We start from the raw sequence: 24,572 nt of genomic DNA on the forward strand, positions 1-24,572 counted from the left end.
CAGCATGGACACGAGCGCCTCGATCAATCTCCGTTACGAAGATATCGCGCTCGGTGCCGAGTTCGAGACCGCCGCGCACACCGTGACGGAAGCCGATATCGCGGCCTTCGCCGACGTCACGCGCGACCATCATCCGCTTCATGTCGATGGTGCCTACGCAAGGTCCCGCGGCTTCCCCGCCGTGATCGGCCACGGGCTGTACGGCCTGTCACTGATGGAAGGGCTGAAGTCGGAGCTGAAGCTGTACGAGGAGACCTCGGTCGCCTCGCTCGGCTGGGACGAGGTGAAATTCAAGGGGCCGATCGTCGCCGGCGATTCCTTGCGCGTCCGCTTCCGCTTCGTCGAGAAACGCCCGACCAAGAATCCCGGGCGCGGCATCGTCATCGAGACCCTCGACCTCCTCAACCAGCGCGACGAGGTGGTGACCGCGGCCCGCCACATCTCGCTGATCCTGACCCGGCAAGCCGACGCGACGGCGGCCACACGATGAGACAATGAAGAAGACTTCGGACCGGAGAACGGCTCCTCTGCCACCCACGATTTGATCGGAGTATTCAGATGCGATTTCCAAAAACCTTCTCCGCCATCGTCCTTCTGGTCGGCCTGACACAGGCCGCCGGTGCCCAGACCTGCACGCCGAAGGTGCCGGCGTCGAGCCTGATCGAGGCGCCGAAATGGCAGATGTCGATCAACCCGACGCTGCCGCCGCAGCAATTCGTCGACGACAAGGGTGAGTTGCAGGGCCTCAATGTCGAGCTCGCCCGCGAGATCGCCAAGCGCATCTGCGTCGAGCCGGTGTTCCTGCGCATGGACTTCCCGCCGATGATCCCGGCGCTGCGCTCGGGCCGGTTCGATGCCATCAACACCGGCCTGTTCTGGACCGAGGAGCGCTCGAAGATGCTCTACCTCGTGCCTTATGCGCAGCAGGCGATCAGCATTTACACCGACCCCTCCTCCAGCCTCAAGCTGGAGAAGTTCGAGGACCTCGCCGGCCGCGTCGTCGGCGTAGAATCGGCAACCTACACCGAGCGCAAGGCGCGCGAGTTCAACACCGCGATGGAGGCCAAGGGCCTCAAGCCGATCGAGCTACGCACCTTCACCACCGTCACCGCCACCTCGGCGGCGCTGCGCGCCGGGCAGCTCGAGGCCGCGCTCAACATCAACGAGACCGCCAACTCGCTCGAGCAGAAGGGCATCGCAAAGATCTGGGTCCGCGACATCGCTGGCACAGACATTACGTTTGCCTTCCGCGACAAGCTGCTGGCCCAGGCCGTTGCCGACGCGATGACGGCGATCCGCGCCGACGGCACCTATGACAAGCTGTTCGACAAGTTCGGCATGACCAAGCTGAAGGCGACGACGTTTGCAATCCGTGGGGACGGGCCGACGAACTGATTGTACACCATGTCGCAGTCATACCATGAATGTTGTCGCATGGGGCTACGCGCGTGCAGCAGAGGCGAGCGAGAACGAGAAGTGAACTTCTTAGCAAATTTGATGACGTCGAAAGCCGGTGCGGTCCATAAGGCCCACCACACGTTCAAATATGGTCTAAGCGACGCAAGGCTCGGCAGTCGCTCAAGCGGTATGCACGAGCAACTTCTTGGGCCGCGTAGTGAACATCGGCGAACCGCCGGAGGCCGCAGACGAATTCGATCGTAAAATCAGTCTGTTAATTCGTGCAATTGGATAGAACGGGATAGTCCCGGACGGGCCTGAATTATTCCCACTCGATCGTCCCTGGCGGCTTGCTCGTCACGTCATACACCACCCGGTTCACCCCCTTCACCTCGTTGATGATGCGCGTGGCGGTCTCGCCTAAGAACTTCATGTCGAACTGGTAGAAGTCCGCGGTCATGCCGTCGGTTGAGGTGACGGCGCGCAGGCCAACCACATAATCGTAGGTGCGGCCGTCGCCCATGACGCCCACCGTCTTCACCGGGAGCAGCACGGCAAAGGCCTGCCAGATCTCGTCGTAGAGGCCTGCTTTCCGGATCTGGTCGATGTAGACGGCGTCCGCCTTGCGCAGGATGTCGAGCTTGTCGCGGGTGATCTCGCCGGGGCAGCGGATGGCAAGGCCCGGGCCCGGGAACGGGTGGCGGCCGACGAAGATTTCGGGAAGGCCCAGCTCGCGCCCGAGCTTGCGGACCTCGTCCTTGAACAGCTCGCGCAGGGGCTCGACGAGCTTCATGTTCATGCGCTCGGGGAGGCCACCGACATTGTGGTGCGACTTGATCGTCACCGAGGGGCCGCCGGTGAAGGAGACGCTCTCGATCACGTCGGGATAGAGCGTGCCTTGCGCGAGGAAGTCGGCGCCGCCGATCTTCTTGGCCTCAGCCTCGAACACCTCGATGAAGAGGCGGCCGATGGTCTTGCGCTTCACTTCGGGGTCGGTGACGCCTTCGAGCTCGCCGAGGAATTGCTTGGAGGCATCCACGTGCACGAGCGGGATGTTGTAGTGGTGGCGGAACAGGTCGACCACCTGCTCGGCCTCGTTGAGGCGCATCAGGCCGTGATCGACGAACACGCAGGTGAGCTGGTCGCCGATGGCCTCGTGGATCAGCACGGCCGCGACGGCTGAATCGACGCCGCCGGAGAGGCCGCAGATCACCCTGCCCTTGCCGACCTGCGCGCGGATCTTCGCGATCTCCTCCTCGCGGAAGGCGCGCATGGTCCAGTCGCCGGTGAGGCCGGCGATCTTGCGCACGAAGTTGCGGATCAGCTTCGCGCCATCGGGCGTGTGCACCACTTCGGGGTGGAACATCAGGCCATAGTACTTGCGCTTCTCGTCCTGGATGATCGCGAACGGCGCGTTCGGCGAGGTGCCGGCGACGGAGAAGCCCGGCGGCATCTTGGTGATGCGGTCGCCATGGCTCATCCAGACCTGGTTCTTGCTGCCCGACGACCAGACGTCCGCGAACAGCTGGCTCTCGGCCTTCACCTCGACATCGGCGCGGCCGAACTCGCGGTGATGGCCGCCCTCGACCTCACCGCCGAGCTGGGCCGCCATGGTCATCTGGCCGTAACAGATGCCCATCACCGGCACGCCGGAATCGAAGATCAATTGCGGGGCGCGGGGCGAGCCGGCTTCATGCACCGACTCGGGGCCGCCCGAGAGGATCACCCCTTTCGGCTTCATCTCCTTGAAGGCCTCTTCGGCCTTGTTGAACGGGACGATCTCGCAATAGACGCCGTCCTCGCGCACGCGACGCGCGATCAGCTGCGTCACCTGGCTGCCGAAGTCGACGATGAGAATCTTGTCGTGCGCCGAGGCCACCGAGGGCGTCGACGCGGAGCGGTCGTTCTGTGCTGCTGTCATGGCCAGCCAATACGCTGGCCGCGCGCGGGCCGCAACCGCGGTCGCCGTGCGCCCACATGCTTCTTTGGGCATGGACAAACGAATATAGGTAAGTATTGTTGACCTATTATGCCCCACTCGCAAACAGGGGCGGTCAGGGAGAATGCCATGTCACAGCATCATCAGCCATCAACGCTCGCCGCGCTCGGCCGGACCTGGCGCGCGATCTCGAGCGCGTGCTCACGCTCTACGACGAGGCGGCCGTGATGACTTCGGACCGCATTCCGGCACTTGGGTTCGATGCCAGCGGCACCGTGCGCGGCAAGGATGCGCTTCGCGCCTATTGGGGCAAGGCGCTGCCCCTGCTGCCCAACCTCCATTTCTCGCTGATCGATCTGTTCGTCAGCCCGGACAGCCTCGTGGTGTTCTACGAGAACGAGCGGGGCAAGAAGATCTGCGAATATCTGCGGGTGAACGAGGCGGGGCTGATCGTGCAGGGCTCGGCGAACCATTTAGCGCATTGACGCTGGCGCGCGGGCCATCGCAGCAGCGCGCTTGGCGTGTGCGGACGATGCCGGCCCACCCAACGCTGTCATTCCCCGCGAAAGCGGGGAATCCAGTACGCCGCGGCTTCTCGATAGGCTACCGACGTCTCGGAGTACTGGATGGCCCGGTCAAGTGTTCAGCCCGGGGACATGACCGACGGGTGTTCGGGGACATAGCCGACACATCATAGTGCAGGGATTTGGCAGTAAAGGAGGCCAAGTCCATGCCCTGGCGAGAGGTGTCGGTGATGGATCAGCGGCGGGAGTTCGTGCGGCTTGCGATGCAGGAGGGAGCGAACCGGCGGGAGCTCTGCCGGCGGTTCAATATCCATCCCGACACGGGCTACAAATGGCTTGCACGATGGCAAGCGGATCAGAATGTCGACGACCGCTCGCGCCGACCGCATGCGAGCCCGGGACAGACCGATTGCGAGCTTGAGGCACGTATTCTCGCGGTACGCGATGCCCATCCGGCATGGGGAGCTCGCAAGATAGCTCACTGCCTGGAGCGCAATGGCTTGCGTTCGCCAGCAGTCTCAACAGTTCATCAGATCTTGCGTCGGTCTGGCCGCATCAAGCCTCCGATCGGCGGCCCGACGGCAAGCCAGCGTTTCGAGATGCCGGCCCCCAATCTGTTGTGGCAGATGGACTTCAAAGGCTGGGTTCGGCTCGGCAATGATACCCAGTGCCATCCTCTGACGGTGGTGGATGACCACTCCCGCTATGATCTGTGCCTGCAGGCCTGTGCCGATCAACGCACAGATACCGTGCGCAGCCGCTTGGAGAAGACCTTTCGCCACTACGGGCTCCCGGAGGCTTTCTTCGTCGACAATGGTTCGCCCTGGGGTGATCCTTCCGGCGAGCGATGGACACGGTTCTCGGTGTGGCTGCTCAAGCTTGGCGTCGCCGTCATCCACAGCCGCCCATATCACCCGCAAAGCCGCGGCAAGAATGAACGATTCCACCGCACCCTCGCGGCTGAGGTGTTCGCACTGCGACAGTTCCGCGATCTCGCAGAGACGCAGCGTGCCTTCGACGCCTGGCGGGAAGTCTACAACTTCGAACGGCCACACGAGGCGCTCGGACAACAGGTCCCGGCCAGTCGATATCGGCCCAGCCAGCGACCAATGCCCGATCGATTGCCACAGGTCGAATACGACAGCCATGAGATCGTGCGCCGCGTCTCCACGACCAAAGCCTATGTCAGCTTCAAGGGACGTCTTTGGAAAGTGCCACAGGCCTTCCGTGGCGAGCGCCTCGCCATCCGCCCCTCGGCAAACGATGCGCAATACGGGATCTTCTTTGCCGCCCACCAAGTCGCTATCATCGACTTGGCGAGCGGAGAATGTGTCGGCTATGTCCCCGAACACCCGTCGGTCATGTCCCCGGGCTGAACATCAAGCCGGGCGATGACACCGAGCGGGAGGCGCTAGCGTGCCACAAGCGTCATTGCGAACGGAGACTGCGGCGCGAGCGTGCGCTAACACTGCGCCCGCCGGCTCTGAGACAGGATTCCCCCATGAAACTCCCCACATCCCCTTTCACCGTCACCGACTGGAGCAAGGTCGAGCCGACCACGCATCCCGGCGAAACCGGGGAGGCCAAGTGGCGCACTCTCAATATCGGCGACTTGCGGGTGCGGATGGTGGAGTATTCGGCGGGCTATCTCGCCGATCATTGGTGCGATCGGGGCCACGTGCTCTACGTGCTGAAGGGCGAGCTCGACTCTGAGTTGCGTGATGGGCGCAAATTCAAGCTCACGGCGGGAATGAGTTACCAGGTGTCGGATTTCGGCGACGCCGCGCACCGGTCCTCGACGGCTGTGGGGGCGACGCTCTTCATCGTCGACTGAGACGCGAGAGCGGGGCTAATTTGCACCGCAAAATAGCAAAGTCGCGCGACGTTGCGGGCCACGGGTGGTGCCTTGAAGTGGCCCCAAATTCTCGCTATATTGTGATCATCGATACTTGGCCGAACGACTGGGCCGCTTCGCTTCGTTGCTGACGGGCGCGCACGCTTCAGATGAATTCTCCAAACATCGACTCATCAGGACTATGGGCGCAACGCTGCGTACCGGTCTGCGTGCGTACTCAACCTAACTAACTAAAGGAAATTCCCATGGCTATGGGCACCGTGAAGTGGTTCAACACCCAAAAGGGTTATGGTTTCATCCAGCCGGATGACGGCCAGAAGGACGTGTTCGTTCACATCAGCGCCGTCGAGCGCGCTGGCCTCTCCTCCCTCAACGAGGGTCAGAAGGTCTCGTTCGACATCGTCGCCGACCGCCGCAGCGGCAAGTCGTCGGCTGACAATCTCCGCGTCGGCTAACGCCGGCGCAGCGTTCTGACCACGGAGGTACCGGCAGAACGTTGGAACTCGAAAGCCCCGCGACCGGGATCGGTCTGCGGGGCTTTTGTTTGAATCCGCAATGACAACGTCGATCATCGGTGCTGTAGGGTGGGCAAAGGCGCGCCCTTCGCGCGCCGTGCCCACCACCGCTCAACATCTGAGAAAGACGTGGGCACGCTTCGCTTTGCCCACCCTACGAGAACTACGTCTTCTTCAGCACCGAAACGAAAAACCCGTCGGTTCCGGTCCGCCGCGGCGTCATCAGCCAGCCCTCGGGTGACTGCAGCGCCGCCTCGCCAAAAGCTTCAGCCTTGTCCCAGAGCACGCCCGCGGTCTGCTCGGGCGGAATGACCGCGAAATCGGGGTGGCGCGCGACGAACGCCCTCACCTGCTCGCCGTTCTCTTCCGCCAGCACTGAGCAGGTGATGTAGGCGATGCGACCACCCGCCTTCACCAGCGGCACCGCACGGTCCAGCACTTCGGCCTGGTCGCGCAGGCGGATCTCCAGCGCGCCCGGGCGCATGCGCCATTTGGCGTCGGGGTTGCGGCGCCAGGTTCCGGTTCCCGTGCAGGGCGCATCGATCACGACGAGATCGGCCGAGGCGCGGATGTCTTGGAGCGGATCGGCCTCGCCCTTGGGGGTGCGCACGTCGGCATTGTGGACGCCGGCGCGCGACAGGCGCTCGTGGATCGGGGCAAGCTGGCGCTTGTCGCGGTCGGTCGCGATCAGCCGGCCCTTGCCTTGCATCAGGGCGGCGAGCGCGAGCGTCTTGCCGCCCGCGCCGGCGCAGAGATCGATCACCTGCTCGCCGGGTTTTGCCGCGGTGAACTGGGCCGCAAGCTGCGATCCCTCATCCTGCACCTCAATGGCGCCCTTGATGAAATCCTCTTCCGCCTGGATGCCCGGGTTGCGCGCATCGGCCGAAAGCTCGATGCGCAGGCCCGTTGCCGACCACGGCGTCGGTTCCGCATGAAGATGAGCAAGCGCGCGCAGCACCTTGTCGCGATTGGATTTTAACGTGTTGACGCGCAGATCGAGCGGAGCCCGGCTCGCCATCGCTGCGGCCTCTGCGGCGCGGTCATCGCCGAACACTTTTGCAAGATGCGGATCGAGCCATTCGGGATAGTCCCCGGCGACCGCGGCCGGGGCATCCGCGAGCGAGTGCGAGGCGAGCGCGGCCTGCTCGGCCTCGGTCAGCGGCGCCGGCGCAAACCGGCTGCCGTCGAACAGCGCGGCCATGGTGGCCGTGTCCATGCCGCGCTCGAGCCGGAGCATGCCGATCAGCCGCGCCCGCGCGGTATCGGAACCCATCAGGTAGGCGCTCGAGGCGTAGCGGCGCAGCACGTCCCAGACAAGGCCGGCAATGGCGGCGCGGTCGCCGGAACCGGCGAAGCGGTGCGCGGTGCCCCACTCCTTCAGCGCCTTGGCCGCCGGCACGCGGTCCTTCTCGATGATGTCGATCAGTTCGATGGCTGCGGACAGCCGGGCAGCGGGGGTCATTTGAATCTTTCAGTTTTGCGCATGATCTTATCGGAAAACCGGCATCCACTTTGCGCGAACGCGGCCCTTCGGATCCGGATCATGCGCGATCAGATCAGCAGCAAAAGCTTCAGCGCGAAGTAGATCCACATCGCGAGCAGCACGAGCACGCCGGCGAGCCAGATCGTGGAGCGGCGGCCGAGATCGTTGGAGGAGACGAACACGCCGGCATGGGCAAAGCGCGTCACCACGAACACCCAGGACATCAGCACGATGAAGAGATCGGCGCGGCGCAGGGGCAATGCCAGCGCGATCAGGACGTAGAGCAGCATCGGCAGCTCGAACTGGTTGCGGTAGCAATTTGCGATTTGAGTGACGCCCTTCGGCCAGTTCGGCTCGCCCAGCGCAATGTCGCGGATTTTGGTCTCGCCCGAGACCAGGGTCTTGCGCCGCGCCAAGACCATGCCGATCAGAAGCGCGAAGGTGAGAGCGACCTGCACGAAGACCGGCAGCAAAACCATTTGAACGGACATCGGAACTTTCCCGGGGGGCAAAACGCCGCCGATCGTCATTAGCCCCGACTTTTGGCGCTGACAATGAACGACTTGAACCGGCGTTCCCGCTCTTGCGACCAAGCATCGATCGTTGAAGCAATTTCGGCCCTTGGGCCCGAGGCGAGATAGCGCCATGAACACCTGGACGGGCCTCTTCACCGAATCCGCTGGCGGCCAACTCGGCATCCTGATGTCGGCGCTGTCAGCTATCCTCGTCGATCGCATCGCCTCCCCGCTCGCCCCGCAGGGCGCCTACATGATCCGCTACCGCGTGCTGTGACCGCAATGCTCCGCATCAGATCCTGCGCGGCAGCCGCGCTTACGCTCGCCACCTTGCTTTGCCCCGCGCTGCGGATGCACGCCCTCGCCGCGTCGGCCGACATCGCCACCTGCGACCGGCTCGCCGCGCATCCCACCGATCTGGACAAGCCTGCCGATGTGACGGGCGTTCTCGATATCGCCGGCGCCGATGTCCCCGCCGCGCTGAAGGCCTGCAAGGCCGCTGCCGCCGCTCCCGATGTCCCGCGCCGCATCTGGATGGAGCTCGGCCGCGCCTACGAGTTCGCCCGGCAGCCGGCCGAGGCCGCAAATGCCTATCGCAAGGCGGCAGATGCCGGCAGCGCCGCGGCGATGACCGGGCTCGGTGTACTCCTGATCAACGGCAACGGCCTGAAGAAAAACGTCACGGAAGGACGGATGCTGATCGAGAAGGCGGCAAATGCCGGTGATGTCGATGGCATGACCAACCTGGCTTCGCTCTATGGCGCCGGCGTCGGCGCGAAGGCTGATTTCGCCATGGCGCGCAAATGGTACGCCAAGGCCATTGAGGTGAATTCCAGCGAGGCCATGTACCAGCTGGGATTGATGACCCAAGACGGCGATGGTGGCCCGAAAGACGACGTCGCGGCCAAGGCGCTGTTCGAGAAGGCCGCCGCTCTCGATCATGCCGATGCGCTGGAGCGGTTAGGCGCCTATGCCGAAGCCGGCCGTGCCGGCGAGAAGGATACCCAGGCCGCGATCGCCTATTACAAGCGAGCTGCCGCGCTCGGCAACGAAGATGCGGGCAAGGCGCTGGAGCGCCTGCGCTGTCCGTTCGGTATCAAGAATCGCGACGGAAAGTCCGTCGGGCGGATTTGCTTTGACGGCGGATAGCCGTTCCCGGCGAGGGGCGGCCGGCGCGTGCTTTAAACTTTGTTCGTTGCGGTCCATGCCGGCGTCGTCATCGTTCCGACGTGCGATAACGGGTAGGATGATTGCATGCCCGAATTTCGCCTGACCCAGATTTCCGACACGCATCTCGGCCGGCGCTTTCCCGGCCTGATCGCCAACTTCCACCGCATCAGCGAGCACATCGACGCCGGCAGGCCCGATCTCGTCGTCAACACCGGCGACGTCTCGTTCGACGGGCCGACGAGCCGCAACGACGTCGAATTCGCGAAAGCCCTGCACGACGCCCTGCCCGTCACCTGCCGCTATCTCCCCGGCAATCACGACATCGGCGACAATCCAACCGCGGTCGGGCCGGCGCCAAAGCCGCCGGTCAGCGAGGCGCACCGCCGGCGGTTCTGCGACATCATTGGCGAAGACCATTGGTCGTTCGAGGCCGCCGGCTGGTGCTTCATCGGCCTCAATTCACTCGTCATGAATTCAGGGCTCGCCTTCGAGGCCGGGCAGTTCGACTGGCTCGCCTCCGAGATTGCGTGCACGAACGGCAGGCCAGTCGCGCTGTTCCTGCACAAGCCGCTGTTTCTCAACCTGCCCGACGATCCCGAGACGCCGGAGACCTCGATCCGCTACGTGCCGCAGCCGGCGCGGGCGCGGCTGATCGAGATGTTCACGCAGGTCGACCTGCGCCTCATCGCCAGCGGTCACGTGCACCAACGGCGTGACTTCACCTGGCGCCACACCCGCCACGTCTGGGCGCCGTCGACCGGCTTCGTCATCAACGATAAGCGCCAGGACCGGATCGCGATAAAGGAAGTCGGGCTGGTCGAATACCGCTTTCAGCCCGACAGTCTCGAGGTCCGTCACATCCGCGCGGCGGGCCAGGTCGATGTCGATATCGAGGAGCTCTTCGCCCAGATGGGCGGCGAGCATTAACGCGCACAGCTGCTCAGGCGACGCTCTTGAGATCCTGCTGGATCGCGGCGAGCAAGGATTGCAGCGCTTCGCTGTTCACCGGCTTCGCCGCGGGATCATTGGCAGGTGGCTGCCCGCCAATTTGCGCGGCCTTGACCGGACGCTTCGGAAACGGCGGCGGTGGTGCCGGCATCGAGGCGGCAAACTCGCCTTCGTCCTCGGCGTGGACGAACTTACCATGGATGACGTCATCGCGGCGGCCCATGATGAACATCGCCACCCAATAGCCGGCGGCCAGGACGATTACGCAGAAAATACCAATCTCTAACATCGCAACACCCAAAATATGCGCGATGATTCAATGCTTTCGCCGGCCCGTCAATGAACCGGCGGTCACACCTGCGGCTTTTGCGGGCTGGTGTGACCGATTAGTGACTCTTTCTTAACCATCCACCGCCCGACGGGTAGGCTGGAATGTCGCCAAGTTACGCCCTGTCGGGACCAACCCGAACCAGCTGCTTGCCGAAATTGGCACCCTTCAGCAGGCCCATGAAGGCGGCGGGGGCGCTTTCCAGGCCTTCGGTGACGAACTCCTTGTACTTGACCTTGCCGTCGCGGACCCAGCCCGACATGTCGCGCAGGAAATCGCCGTGGCGGGCGGCGAAATCGGACACGATGAAGCCGCGGAAGGTCAGCCGCTTGGTGAGGATGTTGCGCATCATCGCACCGGCCCATTTCGGCGGCTTGGCCTCGGTGTCGTTGTAGTGGGCGATCAGGCCGCAGACCGGCACGCGAGCGAATGGATTGAGCTGCGGGAACACCGCCTCGAACACGGCGCCGCCGACATTCTCGAAATAGACGTCGATGCCTTTCGGACAGGCTTCCTTGAGCCTGGCCGCGAGATCGGGATCGCGGTGATCGATGCAGGCATCGAAGCCGAGCTCCTTGACCACGTAGTCGCACTTCTGCTTGCCGCCGGCGATGCCGACCGCGCGTGCGCCCTTGATCTTGGCGATCTGGCCGACGGCCGAGCCGACCGCACCTGAGGCACCGGCAACGACGACGGTCTCGCCCGGTTGCGGCTTGCCGATGTCGAGCAGGCCTGTGTACGCGGTCATGCCGGGCATGCCGAGCACGCCGATGGAGGTCGAGATCGGGCCGAGCTTCGGATCGACCTTGATCAGGCCCTTGCCGTTCGAGATTGCGTGCGTCTGCCAGCCCGAGCGGATGCGCACGATGTCGCCGACCGCGAAATCGGGATTGTTGGAGGCTGCGACCTCGCTGACCGCCTCGCCTTCCATCACCCCGCCGATCGGCACCGGCGCTGCGTAGGACGGTCCCTCGCTCATGCGCCCGCGCATATAGGGGTCGAGCGACAGCCAGATCGTGCGCAGCAGGACTTCGCCGGCCCCTGGTGCCGGAACAGCGAATTCCTCCAGGCGAAAATCAGACGGCTTGGGTTCGCCGACGGGACGCGCGGCGAGAACGATGCGTTTGCCTTGGGACATGGCTTCCTCCACTTTTCTCTGGTTGCGAGCGAAGCGAAGCAATACAGCCGCGTCAATACCAAAAGGGCCGGATTGCTTCGTCGCATCAGCGCAAAATTGCTACGCAATTTTGTCGCGAGCTCCTCGCAATGACGAGCTTGTGGCACGCAGCAGCCACAAGCTCACTGTCATCGCCCGACTCGATCGGGCGATCCAGTATTCCAGAGACGGTCGTTATTGAGCCGAAAAGCCGCAGCGTACTGGATGCCCCGATCAAGCCGGGGCATGTCAGCGGTGGGTGGAGTAACTAACCCCCGCCCGGATAGTTCGGGCTCTCGCGCGTGATCGTCACGTCGTGGACGTGGCTTTCGCGCAGGCCCGCGCCGGTGATGCGGACGAACTGGGCCTTGTCGTGCAGCTCCTTCATGTCGCGTGCGCCGACATAGCCCATCGCGGCGCGTAAGCCGCCGGCGAGCTGGTGCATGACGTTGCCGACCGGGCCCTTGTAGGGCACCTGACCCTCGATGCCTTCGGGCACCAGCTTGAGCGTGTCCTTGATGTCCTGCTGGAAGTAGCGGTCGGCAGATCCCCGCGCCATTGCGCCGACCGAGCCCATGCCGCGATAGGCCTTGTAGGAACGGCCCTGCCACAAAAACACTTCGCCGGGCGTCTCGTCGGTGCCGGCGAGCAGCGAACCGACCATCGCAATGTCGGCGCCGGCGGCGAGCGCCTTGGCGAGATCGCCGGAGTATTTGATGCCGCCGTCGGCGATGACGGGGATGTCGGACTTCTTCGCCGCTTCCACCGCATCCATGATCGCGGTGAGCTGGGGAACGCCGACGCCGGCGACGATGCGCGTGGTGCAGATCGAGCCCGGGCCGATGCCGACCTTGATGCAATCCGCGCCGGCGTCGATCAGCGCCTGCGCGCCTTCCGTGGTGGCGACGTTGCCGGCGACGACCTGCACCGAGTTGGACAGACGCTTGATGCGGTTCACCGCGTGCAGCACGTGACGCGAATGGCCGTGCGCGGTATCGACGACGACGAGGTCGACGCCGGCATCGATCAGCCGCTCGGTGCGCTCGAAGCCGTTATCGCCGACGGTGGTGGCCGCGGCGACGCGCAGGCGCCCTTGCGCGTCCTTGCAGGCGAGCGGATGGGCGACCGCCTTCTCCATGTCCTTGACGGTGATGAGGCCGACGCAGCGATATTGCTCGTCGACGACGACCAGCTTCTCGATGCGATGCTGGTGCAGCATCCGCCGCGCCTCGTCCTGGCTGACATTCTCGCGGACCGTGACGAGGTTTTCGTGCGTCATCAGTTCGGAGATCTTTTGCTGGCGATTGGTCGCAAAGCGCACGTCACGGTTGGTGAGGATGCCGACCAGCTTGCCGGGCGTGTTCTTGCCGGCGCCCGTGACGACGGGAATGCCGGAGATGCCGTGATCGCTCATCAGCTTGAGCGCATCGTCGAGCGTGGCGTCGGGGCTGATGGTGAGCGGGTTCACCACCATGCCGGACTCGTAGCGCTTGACTTGCCGCACCTGGGCGGCCTGCCCTTCGGGATCGAAATTGCGGTGGATGACGCCGAGGCCGCCGGCCTGCGCCATGGCGATCGCCATGCGGGCCTCGGTGACGGTGTCCATGGCCGAGGCCATGATCGGGATGTTGAGCGGGATGGCCCGGGTGACGCGGGAGCGGATGTCGACCTCGCCCGGCATGACGTCCGACAGGCCCGGCTTCAACAGCACGTCGTCGAACGTAAAGGCTTCGCGGATGCCCTGAAGTTGCACCGTGGCCATCTGCCAACTCCTTCCTGCGGCCTTGCCGCAAATGCTAATGGATGAGCGCCGCCCTCGGCGTCCCTTGCGGCAACGCCTTGAGAATCGGAGCCCATCAGTGGGGTTGACGCGGGTCGATAGCACGGCCGCGTGACGAATCAAAGCAATTCAGGCCGCTGGCCAGCCATGCACAGGCTTTTTTGGGCCGATTCGGGCAGGGACAGCCCCTGCGCGGCCCACCCGCCGTCATTCCGGGTTCACGCGAAGGGGGCGCGCCCCGGAATGACGGCGAAGCGGGTCACACCGTCGTTACGCAGGATCTAGGTGGCATGCGTCGATCCGCAATGGTCCGCGGCGGACGGCGGTGATAAGCCGCAACTCCGCCCTTCCTTCCGAATTTCATTGCCAATCCATCATGGTCGACAAGCAACGCGTGATTCCGCTGATCGTGGCCACTGCGCTCTTCATGGAGAACATGGATTCCACGGTGATCGCCACCTCGCTGCCGGCGATCGCGGCCGACATCGGAACCAGCCCGCTGACGCTGAAGCTCGCAATCACGTCTTACCTGCTGTCGCTCGCGGTGTTCATCCCGGCGAGCGGCTGGACCGCCGACCGCTTCGGCGCGCGGATGGTGTTTGCGATCGCGGTCGGCGTGTTCATGGTCGGCTCGGTCGGCTGCGCGCTCTCGACCTCGGTCACCGATTTCGTATTCGCGCGCATCCTGCAAGGCATGGGCGGCGCGATGATGACGCCGGTCGGACGCCTCGTGCTGCTGCGCTCCGTCGACAAGAGCGCGCTGGTCAACGCCATGGCCTGGGTGACGGTCCCGGCCCTGATCGGTCCCGTGATCGGACCGCCGCTCGGTGGCTTCATCACGACCTACGCGTCCTGGCACTGGATCTTCCTGATCAACATCCCGATCGGCCTGCTCGGCATCTTCATGGCGCTGCGCTTCATCGATCCGATCAAGAGTGAAGAACGCGAGCCGTTCGATCTCTACGGCATGGTGCTCGCTGGGCTGGGTCTTGCCGGCATCGCCTTCGGCCTATCGGTTGCCGGGCTCAATCTGCTGCCGTGGAGCACCGTTGCAGCACTGATCGCGGGCGGCGCGATCTCGATGACGCTCTACGTCTTCCACGCCCGGCGCACGGGCTCGCCAGTGCTGGATTTCTCGCTTCTGAACCTGCCGACGCTGCGCGCGGCCGTGCTCGGCGGCTTCATGTTCCGTCTCGGCATCGGCGCGCTGCCGTTCCTGCTGCCGCTCCTGATGCAGATCGGCTTCGGCCTGTCGCCGTTCCATTCCGGTCTCGTCACCTTTGCCTCGTCACTCGGGGCCATGGGCATGAAGACGCTGGCGGCACGGATCATCCGCGCCTTCGGCTTCCGCAATCTGATGACGGTGAACGCGATCGTCAGCGCGTTCTTCCTCGGCGTCTGCGCGCTGTTCACGGTGACGACGCCGCTGCTCATCATCATGGTGATCCTGGTCGTCGGCGGCTTCTTCCGCTCGCTCGAGTTCACCGCGATCAACACCGTCGCCTATGCCGACGTCGAGACCGCGCAGATGAGCCGGGCCACCACCCTAGTCAGCGTCAACCAGCAGCTCGCGGTGTCCGCAGGCGTCGCCGTCGGCGCGGCGTGCGTGGAAACGACGATGTGGTTCAGCCATATCAGCGAGCTCAACGCCACCGTGTTCGCGCCCGCTTTCATCGTGGTGGCGCTGACCTCGGCGGCGTCGAGCTGGTTCTTCTGGCAGATGCCGGTTGACGCCGGCCACGAGATCTCCGGCCGCAAGGCGGTGGAGATCGCGAGCCGCAAGGGTGCCGGCAAGGGTGCGGCCAAGGCCGCCGTCAAGGCGGCGAGCGAGGATACGCAGGACGTACGGGATCAGCGGCTCGGATAGAGGTCCGGCCGGCCGGTCGCCTCAGGAAGAGGCCGTCGGCTGTAGCGGGACCAGGGCATAGCCGACGCCGCGCACCGTCGCGATCGGCGCATCTTGCGGCGCAGCCGCACGATCAGAGTGTCGACCGTATCCTCGCTGATCTCTCGAGGGTCGCGGTTCGAGATGACGTCGAGCAGGAAATCGCGGCTGAGCGGTCGCGTCATGTAGGACGCGAGCGCGACGAGGATGTTGAGCTCTCCCGCCGTCAGGTTGACCATGCTTCCGTCAGGACGAAACAATTCGCGCCGGACCAGACTTCGGCAGTCGATCTCGCAGGCGTGCTCGGGACCAGGTTCAGCCATGTGATGGACACGCGGGCCGGCGCGCTCAAATCAAGCGTCTGCCGCCTGCCAGACCCGACCAAGCGGTCTCAGGCGTGCCGCGCCCATCAGAGGGCGCGCGTTCATCGAGATGAACGCTCGTTTATGTTCATGACTCCTGTTCCTCGCCGGCGCGCGCTTGCAACTTTTGCCCTTCGGCAATGTTGGCACGATGTCGGAACACCAAGGAAGGAGGGACGCGCATGAAAAAGACCGCACTTGTCCTGGCAACCGTCGGCGCGCTCGGCGTGAGCGCGGTGGCGGCACCGACGCCGGCGGAAGCCCGCTGGCACGGCGGTTTTGGGCCAGCGCTGGCAGGCGGATTGCTCGCAGGTGCCGTGATCGGCGGCCTCGCCTCGTCCGCTTATGCCTACGGTCCGGGCTACGGCTACTACGGGTATCCGGGCTATTATGACGACTATTACGCACCGGCGTACTACGGCGGTTACTATCCGTGGGGCGGCTACACCAGGACTTACTACAGCACCAGTTACGCCCCGGCCTACTATGGCTACCGCTATCGCCGTGTCGTGAGCCCGGCCTTCGCCTACTACGGCGGACCGTTCCCGCGGCGGCACTTCTATTACCATCGCTGGCGCCCTTACTGGTGAAGCGACGGCGCAACAGAAGGGCTGGCGCGAGGCGCTGAGCCTGCAGAGTGGATTTCTGGTCGATGTCTTTATGCTTCGATCAGGGGAGTCCTGCACGCGCGATAGCACCGAGACGGAACCGCGCAACTCTCCTGCATGATCGGAACGATGGCATCGCCGCACCGTTCACACACATCGGAAAACGCGAATGAGGGATCGTTTGTCTCGAGCCCGGAGTTCGAACGTTCCGTCAACGGATGCTGCAAAGCAAGCAAATGGAGGAGGTTCACGTGGACACGAGAAAGAACAGGTTCCTATTGACTACAGCAGTGCTGCTCGCCGGCGTCAGCCTGGCGTCGGCTCAAGGCATGCGTGAAGGCGCCGGCAGCGGGATGAGCGGAGGTGCGGGCGCCGGCGCGGCGGAATCCGGCCGATCGGGCGGCGGAATGTCGCAAGGTGCGGGCGGAGCCTCTCATGGCGAAGGAATGACCCAGGGTCGCGCAGGTGGTCGAGCCGAGAGCCCCGCTGCTGCGCCATCGCGTTCTGAGCGCAGTGAGGGAATGCGTGATAGCGGCAAGGCCGACAGGGGCGAACGTCAGTCCCTCGATCAGGGCCGCGGCGACCGCGACAATGCGCGTCAGTCCCGATCTGAAGGCGAGAAGCGCGGCAAGGACCAAACCGTCGGTCAGAGCCGAGGCGAACCCGACCAAGCGCGTCAGTCCAGGTCGGAGCGCGACAAGAGCGGAATGAAGGACCAGACGGTCGGTCAGAGCGGCAGCGAGCGCGACGCTACGCGTCAGTCGCAAGGCGCAGAACAGAAGGGCGCGGCAGGCGCTAAGACCAAGGAGAATGTCCAAGGCAAGAACGCGCAGGGTCAAAGCACGACGACGACCGGCGCGAACACCAAGGAGAATGCCCAGGGTAAGAACGCGCAGGGTCAGAGCACGACGACGACCGGCGCGAACACCAAGGAGAATGCCCAGGATAAGAACGCGCAAGGTCAGAGCACGACGACGACCGGCGCCAACACCAAGGGCGCCCAAGGCCAGAACGCCCCGGCTCAGGGCACGACGACTGGCGCGAACACCAACAACGCGCAAGCTCCGAGCGCCCAGCAGGGCCAGGGCACGACGACCGGCGCCAACACTCAGGGACAGGTCAACACCCAGGCCCAAGCCCAGGGTGGGACGACCCAGAGCTTGTCCGGCCGCGTGCAGCTGAGCGCGCAGCAGCAGACAACGCTGCAGCAGTCGGTGTTGAGCTCACGCAACGTGGATCGCGTGCGGGTCAACGTCAATTCGGTCAACTTCGGGATCAATACCGGTGTGGTGGTGCCGCGGAACATCTCCGTGGTCGCCGTCTCGACATTCCCGGCGCTGATCGACATCTATCCGGCCTATCGGGACGACAGCTTCTTCGTCGTGGATGACGAGATCATCGTCGTCGACCGAAGCCGCAGGATCGTCGACGCCATTCCCGCCGGCCCAAGAACGCACTTTGCCCGGCGCGGCAGCGTGAGCGGTGGCGGCGGCAACATCGCCGCGCTGGATCTCAGCCCCGACGAGCTCCGCATTGTTCAACGGGTGCTGATCGAACGCGGCCTGTTGTCGGGCGAAGCAGACGGCGTCCTCGGGCCCGCCACGCGCGAAGCGCTGATCACCTTCCAGCGACAGGAAGGTTTCCAGACCACCGGCTCGATCGATACCCGGACGGTCGCCGCACTAGGCGTCTCCAACCAGATCCGCGCCACGCAGGGTCAATCGACCACCGTTGGTCAGGAAGGTGCGGCCGGCCAGTCGACGCAGCAAAACACGACCGGGCAAAGCGCCGGTCAGACCAATGCGCCGGCGCAGCAGAACCAGACCACCGGCCAGGCTGGGCAGAACCAGCCATCCGCAACCGGACAGGCTCAGCAGAACCAACCGGCGACGTCGGGCCAGGCAGGCACACAACCGCCCGCCGGTCAGACCACCGGCCAGGCGCCGGCCCAAGGCAACAGTCAGTCCACCAACCAGCCTGCCGCCACACAGAGCCCGCAGTCTGGACAAACCAACCAGAACAATGCCCCGCCGCCTTCGCCGTCGGGTCAGCCGGCTCAGAACCAACCCAGCCGGTAAGATGCCTTCCCCGAGCCCTGCCCCTGGCAGGGCTCTTTTTTGCGGCCTGCGCGGCCGCGAGAGAAAGATGATAAAGTTTTCTGCGCCGGTCCCGACGTTCGCCAGGCGTTCGGCGGGGACGACGGTGGAGCGTGGGCTACTCCTTGGTCGCGCCCCGAAATCCCGTCGCCAGCACATAGCGCTCCGAGGAATCCTGCCGGCTCGCGGCGGGCTTCACATGGCGCACCGTCGCAAAATCGCGCTTGAGCTGGGCGAGCAGCTCAGCGTCGGCGCCGCTCTGGAAGGTTTTTGCCAGGAACGTCCCGCCGGGCTTGAGCACGTCACAGGCAAACACGGCTGCGGTCTCGACCAGACCGACGATGCGGAGCTGGTCGGTCTTGCGGTGGCCGGTGGTGTTGGCGGCCATGTCGGACATCACGACGTCGGCCCCGCCGCCCAGCATCGCGGTGAGCTTCTCGGGCGCGTCGTTGTCCATGAAGTCGAGCTGCGCGAAATCGACGCCGGGAATCTCCGGCATTTCCAACAGATCGATCGCGACGACCTTGCCCTTGCCTTCCGCGGAGCCGACGCGCTTGGCGGCGATCTGGCTCCAGCCGCCGGGGGCCGCGCCGAGATCGACCACGGCCATGCCGGGCTTCAAGAGCCGGAACTTGTCATCGATCTCCAGCAGCTTGAACGCGGCGCGCGAGCGATAGCCCGCCGCCTTGGCCTTGGCGACATAGGGATCGTTGAGCTGCCGCTCCAGCCACAGCTTCGACGACAATTTGCGCTTGCCGCCGGTCTTGACCTGGACGTGCAAGCGGCCGGTGGTGTCCTTGGCCATTCTCACCAGCTCCTGAGCGCGCCGTCCTCGCGCATCATCTCGACCAGCATGCCTTCGCGCAGGCCGCGGTCGGCGACGCGCAGGCGCGGCAGCGGAAAGGCGCGCCTGATGGCATCGAGGATGGCGCAGCCGGCCAGCACGAGGTCGGCGCGTTCGACGCTGATGCAGCTGTTGTTCGCGCGCTCCTCGTAGCTCATGCCGAGCAGCTTGTTGATGGTCGCGGTGATGTCGGCGTCGTTCATCCAGATGCTGTCGATACGGCGGCGATCGTAGCGCGGCAGGTTGAGATGGATGCCGGCGAGCGTCGTCACGGTGCCCGACGTGCCGAGCAGATGCATGTCGGCGAGCTCGCGGCCGTGCTCCTCCGCGAACGGCGCGACGTGGCTCGCGACCTCGCGCTCCATCGCGGCATAGATCTCAGCCGTCACGTCGCGGCCGCCGAACTGCTCGGCAAGCGTGACCACACCGTACGGGATCGACATCCAGGCCTTGATGCGTGGTTCCGGATTCTCCGGGTCGCGCTCGATCCGCACCAGCTCGGTCGAGCCGCCGCCGATGTCGAACAGGATGGCACCCCTGCCCCTGGGATCGACCAGCGGCGAGCAGCCGAGCACGGCGAGCGAGGCCTCGGTCTCGCGGTCGATCACCTCGAGCTCGATGCCCGTCTCTGCTGCGACGCGGCTGCGGAACCCTTCCGCGTTCGAAGCCGCACGGCAGGCTTCGGTCGCGATCAGCCGCAGCCGGCGCGCTCTGCGCAGGTTTATTTTGTCGCGGCAGATGCTGAGCGCCGCAATGGCGCGCTCGATCGCGGCCTCGCTGATCGAGCCGGTCGCCGAAACCCCCTCGCCGAGCCGGATGATGCGCGAGAAAGAATCGACCACGCGAAAGCCGTCGTGGGTCGGACAGGCGATCAACAGCCTGCAATTGTTGGTGCCGAGGTCCAGCGCCGCATAGACGCCGGTTCCCGGCGCTTGCGCGCCGACGGGCGGATCGGTGGCCAACGCCACCGCCGCCATCGACCCCTCCAGCTCGCCGTGCGGCCCATGTTGGCTTACATGGCCGTCGCGGAGCCGCGTGTGGTCATTCATACAAACTGTCTTTCCGCGGCCGGTCGGGCCGGTCTGGAATTGCTTTTTCGCCTGAAACATTAGCAGCGCGGCAGGCCTGCGCAACAACGCATCACATGGGACCATGTCCATTCGTGCGTTGTCGTGAACGGGGTCGTGGGTTATCTGAGTAGGGTCCGGCCCCCCTCCAGGCGCCCGCGAAATCGCGCAAATGCCGGCTTTTCAGGTCGATTCCATGCAAGAACACACCAAATCGTCCACGCTCGAGAACGCTATTGCACTGCAAAAATATGGCGTCGGGCAACCGGTCCGCCGCAAGGAGGACGACACGCTGGTGCGCGGCAAGGGCCGCTACACCGACGACTTCAACCTCCCCGGCCAGGCCTATACGGTGATCGTCCGCTCCACCCATGCCCATGGCGTCATCCGCGGCATCGGCCTTGATGCCGCCAAAGCGATGCCGGGCGTACTGGGGGCGTGGACCGGCAAGGATCTCGATGCCGCCGGCTACGGCCCCTTCACCTGCGGCCTGCCGTTGAAGAGCCGCGACGGCTCGCCTTTGCTCCAGACCAACCGCCAGCCGCTCGCCACCGACAAGGTCCGCTTCGTCGGCGATCCCGTTGCTTTCGTGGTGGCGGAGACGCTGGCGCAGGCGCGCGACGCGGCCGAAGCGGTTGAGCTCGATATCGAGCCGCTGCCCGCGGTGACCGATCCCGAGGAAGCGGCCAAGCCAGGCGCGCCCCAGCTTTACGACCACATCCCCAACAATGTCGCGCTCGACTACCACTATGGCGACATGGACAAGGTCAACGCGGCCTTTGCCAGCGCCGCCCACGTCACCAAGATCGACATCGAGAACACCCGCGTCGCCGTGGTCTCGATGGAGCCGCGCGTTGGGCTAGCCTCCTACGACAAGAAGACCGAGCGCTACACGCTTCAGGTACCGACGCAGGGCGTCGCCGGCAACCGCGCCAATCTCGCCAAGAACCTGAAGGTGCCGAACGAGAAGGTGCGCATCCTCACCGCCAATGTCGGCGGCTCCTTCGGCATGAAGAACATCAACTATCCCGAATACATGTGCATCCTGTACGCGGCGAAGGCACTGGGACGGCCGGTGAAATGGCTCGACGAGCGCTCCACCAGCTTTCTCTCCGACAGCCACGGCCGCGCCCAGAAGATCCATGCCGAGCTCGCGCTCGATGCCGAGGGGCATTTCCTCGCAGCAAAACTGTCCGGCTACGGCAATGTCGGCGCCTACATCACCGGCGTCGCGCCAGGGCCGCTCTCGCTGAACACCGGCAAGAACTTTTCCAGCGTCTACCGCACGCCGCTGATGGCGGTCGACATCAAGGTGGTGCTGACCAACACCACGCTGATGGGCGCCTATCGCGGCGCCGGCCGGCCCGAAGCGAATTATTACATGGAGCGGCTGATCGACCGCGCTGCCGACGAGATGGGCATCAACCGCCTGACCTTGCGCAAGCGCAACTTCATCAAGCCGAAGCAGATGCCGTTCCCGGCTTCTTCCGGCGTCACTTACGACAGCGGCGACTTCCAGGCGGTGTTCAACAAGGCGCTCGAAATCTCGGATCACGAGAATTTCGCCAGGCGCAAGAAGGAGAGCAAGAAGGCCGGCAAGCTGCGCGGCATCGCCGTCGGCTCCTATCTCGAGGTCACCGCGCCGCCGAGCCCCGAGCTCGGCAAGATCGTGTTCGATCCCGACGGCACCGTGCAGCTCATCACCGGCACGCTCGATTACGGCCAGGGCCATGCGACGCCGTTCGCGCAGGTTTTATGCGAGCAGCTCGGTGTCCCCTTCGAGAGCGTCAAGCTGGTGCAGGGCGACAGCGATATCGTCCACACCGGCAACGGCACCGGCGGCTCGCGCTCGATCACCGCGAGCGGCCAGGCCATCGTAGGGGCGGCAAAGCTCGTCATCGAGAAAGGTAGGCGCGCAGCAGCGCATATCCTCGAAGCGTCCGAAGCCGACATCGAGTTCGCTGATGGCAGCTTCACCATCGCCGGCACCGACCGCAGCATCGACATCATGGAGCTCGCCAGACGCCTGCATGACGGCAAGGTACCGGAGGGCGTGCCCGACTCGCTCGACGTCGATCACACCAGCGAACCTGTCGCCTCGGCGTTCCCGAACGGCTGTCACGTCGCGGAGGTCGAGATCGACCCGGAGACCGGCGTGGTGCAGATCGTGCGCTATAGCGCCGTCAACGATTTCGGCACGGTGATCAACCCGATGCTGGTCGCGGGCCAGCTCCACGGCGGCGTGGTCCAGGGCATCGGCCAGGCGCTGATGGAGCACATCCGCTACGACGAGAGCGGCCAGCCGATCACGGGCTCGCTGATGGACTACGCCCTGCCCCGCGCCGAGGACGTGCCGTTGATGACGGTCGGCGACCACCCGGTGCCGGCCACGACCAACCCACTCGGCAGCAAGGGCTGCGGTGAAGCCGGCTGCGCCGGTAGCCTGTCGACCGTGGTGAACGCCGTGCTCGATGCGCTCTCCGACTATGGGATCAAGCACATCGACATGCCGCTGACCCCGGAGCGGGTGTGGCGCGCGATTCAGGACGCGAAGGGGAAGGCGTAAAGGGCGCGCACTCTTTCCGCCGTCATGGCCGGGTTTGTCCCGGCCACCCATGCGTCGGCCACAAGGCACGAAGAACGCGGATGCCCGGGACAAGCCCGGGCATGACGATGTGGATACAGCGCGGCTTTCCCCCGCTACGCCGCGGCCTGCTCGCGCGGTTGATAGATCGCGGTGTGCCGGCAGTGGGCGAGCGGAGTGATTCCGTTGGCGACGACCAGGGAGTCGAGCTCGACGAAGCGGTGGCCCTTCTTCTCGTAATTGGCCGTGACTTTCGCACGTGCCGCGATCTCGTCACCGGCGCGCGCCGCGGATAGCAGCTGCATGCGGCTGCCGACGTGAATCCACGGACCCAGAATGGTGTTGTCGACGAGGACGCGGTTCATCACCCGCTGGATCAGGCCGGGGTGGCCGAGCCCTTCGCGCGCGAAGATCGGATCGCTCTCCCTGATGTCGGCGAGGTAATCTGCCGCATCCTGTCCGGCCCAGCGGCGCGGCGCCGTGCCGAGCCATTTGCCGGCTTCGAAGGTCGCCGGGCTAACCGGCTTGCGCTCCGCGACAGCGGGGACCTCGACATAATCACCCAATGACACCCTCGGCGCCTCCGCCGGCAGCGACGCTGTCCCCGTCGCGCAAAGTTCGGTGCGGCTGAACACCTCGATCGTCAGCAGGCCATTGTGCTCGGTGGCGTCGACATCGGCGGTCTCGCCGTCATAGACCGGCTTGATGAAGCGGGCCTCGACCAGCCCGCGCGACAGGAAATCGCGGCCCCAGCGTGCGATCGGCACGTGCATCATGTAGGCGAAGACGTCGACGCCGGGGACCAGCCCGCCTTCAAATCCGAAGCGGCGCGCCACCGTGTCGTCATGCATCTTGTTTTCGGACTGCTTTGCGGTGTTGTAGGCCTCGACGCGGTAGGTTTCGAGCCGGTTCGGCATGGCTGGCCTTCCCTGTTTTTGTTGTTTCGGGGCCAATCGTAGGCCCCGGGGAACAGCGGTCAATCCCCTCGCCTTTGCGATCCGAATGGGGTACCACGCGGCGAATGACCAACACCCCCACCCGCATCTATGTCGATGCCGACGCCTGCCCGGTGAAGGACGAGATTTATCGCGTCGCGATCCGGCACGGCGTGCCCGTGAGCGTGGTCGCCGGCAACTTTATTCGCGTGCCGCAGGACCCGCTGATCGAGCGCATCGCCGCAGGTAGCGGCATGGACGCGGCCGACGACTGGATCGCGGAACGCGCCAAACCCGGCGACATCGTGGTGACATCAGACATCCCGTTGGCGAGCCGCTGCGTGAAGGTGGGCGCCGACGTGATCGCGCCGAACGGCAAGCTCTTCACGGAAGAGTCGATCGGCATGACGCTGGCAGTGCGCAATCTGATGACGGACCTGCGCTCCGCGGGCGAAGTCACCGGCGGCCCGCGCTCGTTCTCGCCCCGCGACCGCTCCGCCTTCCTTTCGGCGCTCGACCAGACGCTGCGCCGGATCCAGCGCCGCCGCGCCGACCAGACCGCAACGAGTCAGGGCTGACG

Annotated in this window: 23 protein-coding genes and 1 pseudogene; 14 read left to right on the forward strand and 10 right to left on the reverse strand. The window is 65.0% G+C overall.

Going from position 1 to position 24,572, the window contains the following annotated elements; translation table 11 throughout:
* The first annotated feature begins 4 nt into the window (after nt 1-4).
* Together P6U27_RS20865 and P6U27_RS20870 are read left to right on the forward strand one after the other, a co-directional pair.
* Nucleotides 5-490 (forward strand): MaoC family dehydratase, encoded by a 486-nt coding sequence (locus P6U27_RS20865; RefSeq protein ID WP_407192462.1) that lies wholly within the window; start codon nt 5-7, stop codon nt 488-490.
* Between the two features lie 68 nt (nt 491-558).
* Nucleotides 559-1,395, forward strand: coding sequence for an ABC transporter substrate-binding protein (locus P6U27_RS20870; RefSeq protein WP_122403689.1), 837 nt, complete (start codon nt 559-561; stop codon nt 1,393-1,395).
* Nucleotides 1,396-1,720: 325 nt separating this feature from the next.
* On the opposite strand, the gene guaA is transcribed toward P6U27_RS20870, so the two are convergent.
* On the reverse strand, nt 1,721-3,319 hold the full coding sequence (gene guaA, locus P6U27_RS20875; RefSeq protein WP_129143245.1) for a glutamine-hydrolyzing GMP synthase: 1,599 nt from the start codon (nt 3,317-3,319) through the stop codon (nt 1,721-1,723).
* A gap of 147 nt (nt 3,320-3,466) precedes the next feature.
* Between guaA and P6U27_RS20880 the strand changes: the two are divergent.
* The 4 genes and pseudogenes from P6U27_RS20880 to P6U27_RS20895 all read left to right on the forward strand — a co-directional run bounded on the left by P6U27_RS20880 (nt 3,467) and on the right by P6U27_RS20895 (nt 6,171).
* Nucleotides 3,467-3,822: pseudogene (locus P6U27_RS20880) on the forward strand (nuclear transport factor 2 family protein).
* A gap of 245 nt (nt 3,823-4,067) precedes the next feature.
* A complete protein-coding gene (locus P6U27_RS20885) occupies nt 4,068-5,237 on the forward strand; it encodes an IS481 family transposase (protein ID WP_122402679.1) in 1,170 nt (389 codons plus the stop codon).
* A 125-nt stretch (nt 5,238-5,362) separates the two neighbouring features.
* Nucleotides 5,363-5,695, forward strand: coding sequence for a DHCW motif cupin fold protein (locus P6U27_RS20890; RefSeq protein WP_407192463.1), 333 nt, complete (start codon nt 5,363-5,365; stop codon nt 5,693-5,695).
* Nucleotides 5,696-5,961: 266 nt separating this feature from the next.
* Entirely contained in the window at nt 5,962-6,171 is a 210-nt protein-coding gene (locus P6U27_RS20895; protein ID WP_008141931.1) for a cold-shock protein, read from the forward strand.
* Between the two features lie 223 nt (nt 6,172-6,394).
* On the opposite strand, the gene P6U27_RS20900 is transcribed toward P6U27_RS20895, so the two are convergent.
* Entirely contained in the window at nt 6,395-7,693 is a 1,299-nt protein-coding gene (locus P6U27_RS20900; RefSeq protein ID WP_407192464.1) for an RsmB/NOP family class I SAM-dependent RNA methyltransferase, read from the reverse strand.
* An 89-nt stretch (nt 7,694-7,782) separates the two neighbouring features.
* Complete coding sequence (locus P6U27_RS20905; RefSeq protein WP_407192465.1) at nt 7,783-8,205, reverse strand: MAPEG family protein; 423 nt, start codon at nt 8,203-8,205, stop codon at nt 7,783-7,785.
* A gap of 154 nt (nt 8,206-8,359) precedes the next feature.
* Between P6U27_RS20905 and P6U27_RS20910 the strand changes: the two genes are divergently transcribed.
* The 3 genes from P6U27_RS20910 (at nt 8,360) to P6U27_RS20920 (ending at nt 10,326) form a co-directional block, all read left to right on the forward strand.
* The gene (locus tag P6U27_RS20910; RefSeq protein ID WP_162500316.1) at nt 8,360-8,506 is read left to right on the forward strand and encodes a hypothetical protein; all 147 of its coding nucleotides are present in this window, start codon (nt 8,360-8,362) and stop codon (nt 8,504-8,506) included.
* A gap of 5 nt (nt 8,507-8,511) precedes the next feature.
* Nucleotides 8,512-9,378, forward strand: a complete 867-nt coding sequence (locus P6U27_RS20915; protein ID WP_129146216.1) for a tetratricopeptide repeat protein — start codon at nt 8,512-8,514, stop codon at nt 9,376-9,378.
* A 105-nt stretch (nt 9,379-9,483) separates the two neighbouring features.
* Entirely contained in the window at nt 9,484-10,326 is an 843-nt protein-coding gene (locus tag P6U27_RS20920) for a metallophosphoesterase family protein (protein ID WP_407192466.1), read from the forward strand.
* A 13-nt stretch (nt 10,327-10,339) separates the two neighbouring features.
* Here the strand turns inward: P6U27_RS20920 and P6U27_RS20925 are convergent, their stop codons facing one another.
* The 3 genes from P6U27_RS20925 to guaB all read right to left on the reverse strand — a co-directional run bounded on the left by P6U27_RS20925 (nt 10,340) and on the right by guaB (nt 13,593).
* Entirely contained in the window at nt 10,340-10,636 is a 297-nt protein-coding gene (locus P6U27_RS20925) for a hypothetical protein (protein WP_122403697.1), read from the reverse strand.
* Between the two features lie 154 nt (nt 10,637-10,790).
* Nucleotides 10,791-11,813: an NADP-dependent oxidoreductase gene (locus P6U27_RS20930; RefSeq protein WP_407192467.1), complete on the reverse strand. Its 1,023-nt coding sequence runs from the start codon at nt 11,811-11,813 to the stop codon at nt 10,791-10,793.
* A 286-nt stretch (nt 11,814-12,099) separates the two neighbouring features.
* Entirely contained in the window at nt 12,100-13,593 is a 1,494-nt protein-coding gene (guaB, locus tag P6U27_RS20935; protein ID WP_407192468.1) for an IMP dehydrogenase, read from the reverse strand.
* A gap of 394 nt (nt 13,594-13,987) precedes the next feature.
* Between guaB and P6U27_RS20940 the strand changes: the two genes are divergently transcribed.
* Complete coding sequence (locus P6U27_RS20940; RefSeq protein ID WP_122403700.1) at nt 13,988-15,478, forward strand: MFS transporter; 1,491 nt, start codon at nt 13,988-13,990, stop codon at nt 15,476-15,478.
* Here the strand turns inward: P6U27_RS20940 and P6U27_RS20945 are convergent.
* On the reverse strand, nt 15,463-15,819 hold the full coding sequence (locus tag P6U27_RS20945; protein WP_407192469.1) for a winged helix-turn-helix domain-containing protein: 357 nt from the start codon (nt 15,817-15,819) through the stop codon (nt 15,463-15,465). The genes P6U27_RS20940 and P6U27_RS20945 overlap by 16 nt on opposite strands.
* A gap of 221 nt (nt 15,820-16,040) precedes the next feature.
* Between P6U27_RS20945 and P6U27_RS20950 the strand changes: the two genes are divergently transcribed.
* Entirely contained in the window at nt 16,041-16,448 is a 408-nt protein-coding gene (locus tag P6U27_RS20950; RefSeq protein ID WP_407192470.1) for a hypothetical protein, read from the forward strand.
* Nucleotides 16,449-16,717: 269 nt separating this feature from the next.
* Complete coding sequence (locus tag P6U27_RS20955) at nt 16,718-18,544, forward strand: peptidoglycan-binding protein (RefSeq protein ID WP_407192471.1); 1,827 nt, start codon at nt 16,718-16,720, stop codon at nt 18,542-18,544.
* Nucleotides 18,545-18,680: 136 nt separating this feature from the next.
* Here the strand turns inward: P6U27_RS20955 and P6U27_RS20960 are convergent, their stop codons facing one another.
* Both P6U27_RS20960 and P6U27_RS20965 read right to left on the reverse strand, forming a co-directional pair.
* Nucleotides 18,681-19,367, reverse strand: a complete 687-nt coding sequence (locus P6U27_RS20960; protein ID WP_407192472.1) for an RlmE family RNA methyltransferase — start codon at nt 19,365-19,367, stop codon at nt 18,681-18,683.
* A 2-nt stretch (nt 19,368-19,369) separates the two neighbouring features.
* The gene (locus P6U27_RS20965; protein WP_122406724.1) at nt 19,370-20,455 is read right to left on the reverse strand and encodes a Ppx/GppA phosphatase family protein; all 1,086 of its coding nucleotides are present in this window, start codon (nt 20,453-20,455) and stop codon (nt 19,370-19,372) included.
* Nucleotides 20,456-20,669: 214 nt separating this feature from the next.
* Here P6U27_RS20965 and P6U27_RS20970 point away from each other — a divergent pair, with 214 nt between their 5' ends.
* Nucleotides 20,670-23,039 (forward strand): xanthine dehydrogenase family protein molybdopterin-binding subunit, encoded by a 2,370-nt coding sequence (locus P6U27_RS20970; protein ID WP_407192473.1) that lies wholly within the window; start codon nt 20,670-20,672, stop codon nt 23,037-23,039.
* A gap of 134 nt (nt 23,040-23,173) precedes the next feature.
* On the opposite strand, the gene P6U27_RS20975 is transcribed toward P6U27_RS20970, so the two are convergent.
* Nucleotides 23,174-23,974, reverse strand: coding sequence for a hypothetical protein (locus tag P6U27_RS20975; RefSeq protein ID WP_407192474.1), 801 nt, complete (start codon nt 23,972-23,974; stop codon nt 23,174-23,176).
* Between the two features lie 104 nt (nt 23,975-24,078).
* On the opposite strand from P6U27_RS20975, the gene P6U27_RS20980 reads away from it, so the two are divergent.
* Nucleotides 24,079-24,570 carry a YaiI/YqxD family protein gene (locus tag P6U27_RS20980; protein WP_407192475.1) on the forward strand — a complete coding sequence of 164 codons (492 nt, stop codon included), beginning with the start codon at nt 24,079-24,081 and terminating at the stop codon, nt 24,568-24,570.
* The last annotated feature ends 2 nt before the right edge of the window (nt 24,571-24,572 follow it).

Source organism: Bradyrhizobium sp. STM 3566, from assembly GCF_045571445.1.
GTDB lineage: Bacteria > Pseudomonadota > Alphaproteobacteria > Rhizobiales > Xanthobacteraceae > Bradyrhizobium > Bradyrhizobium vignae.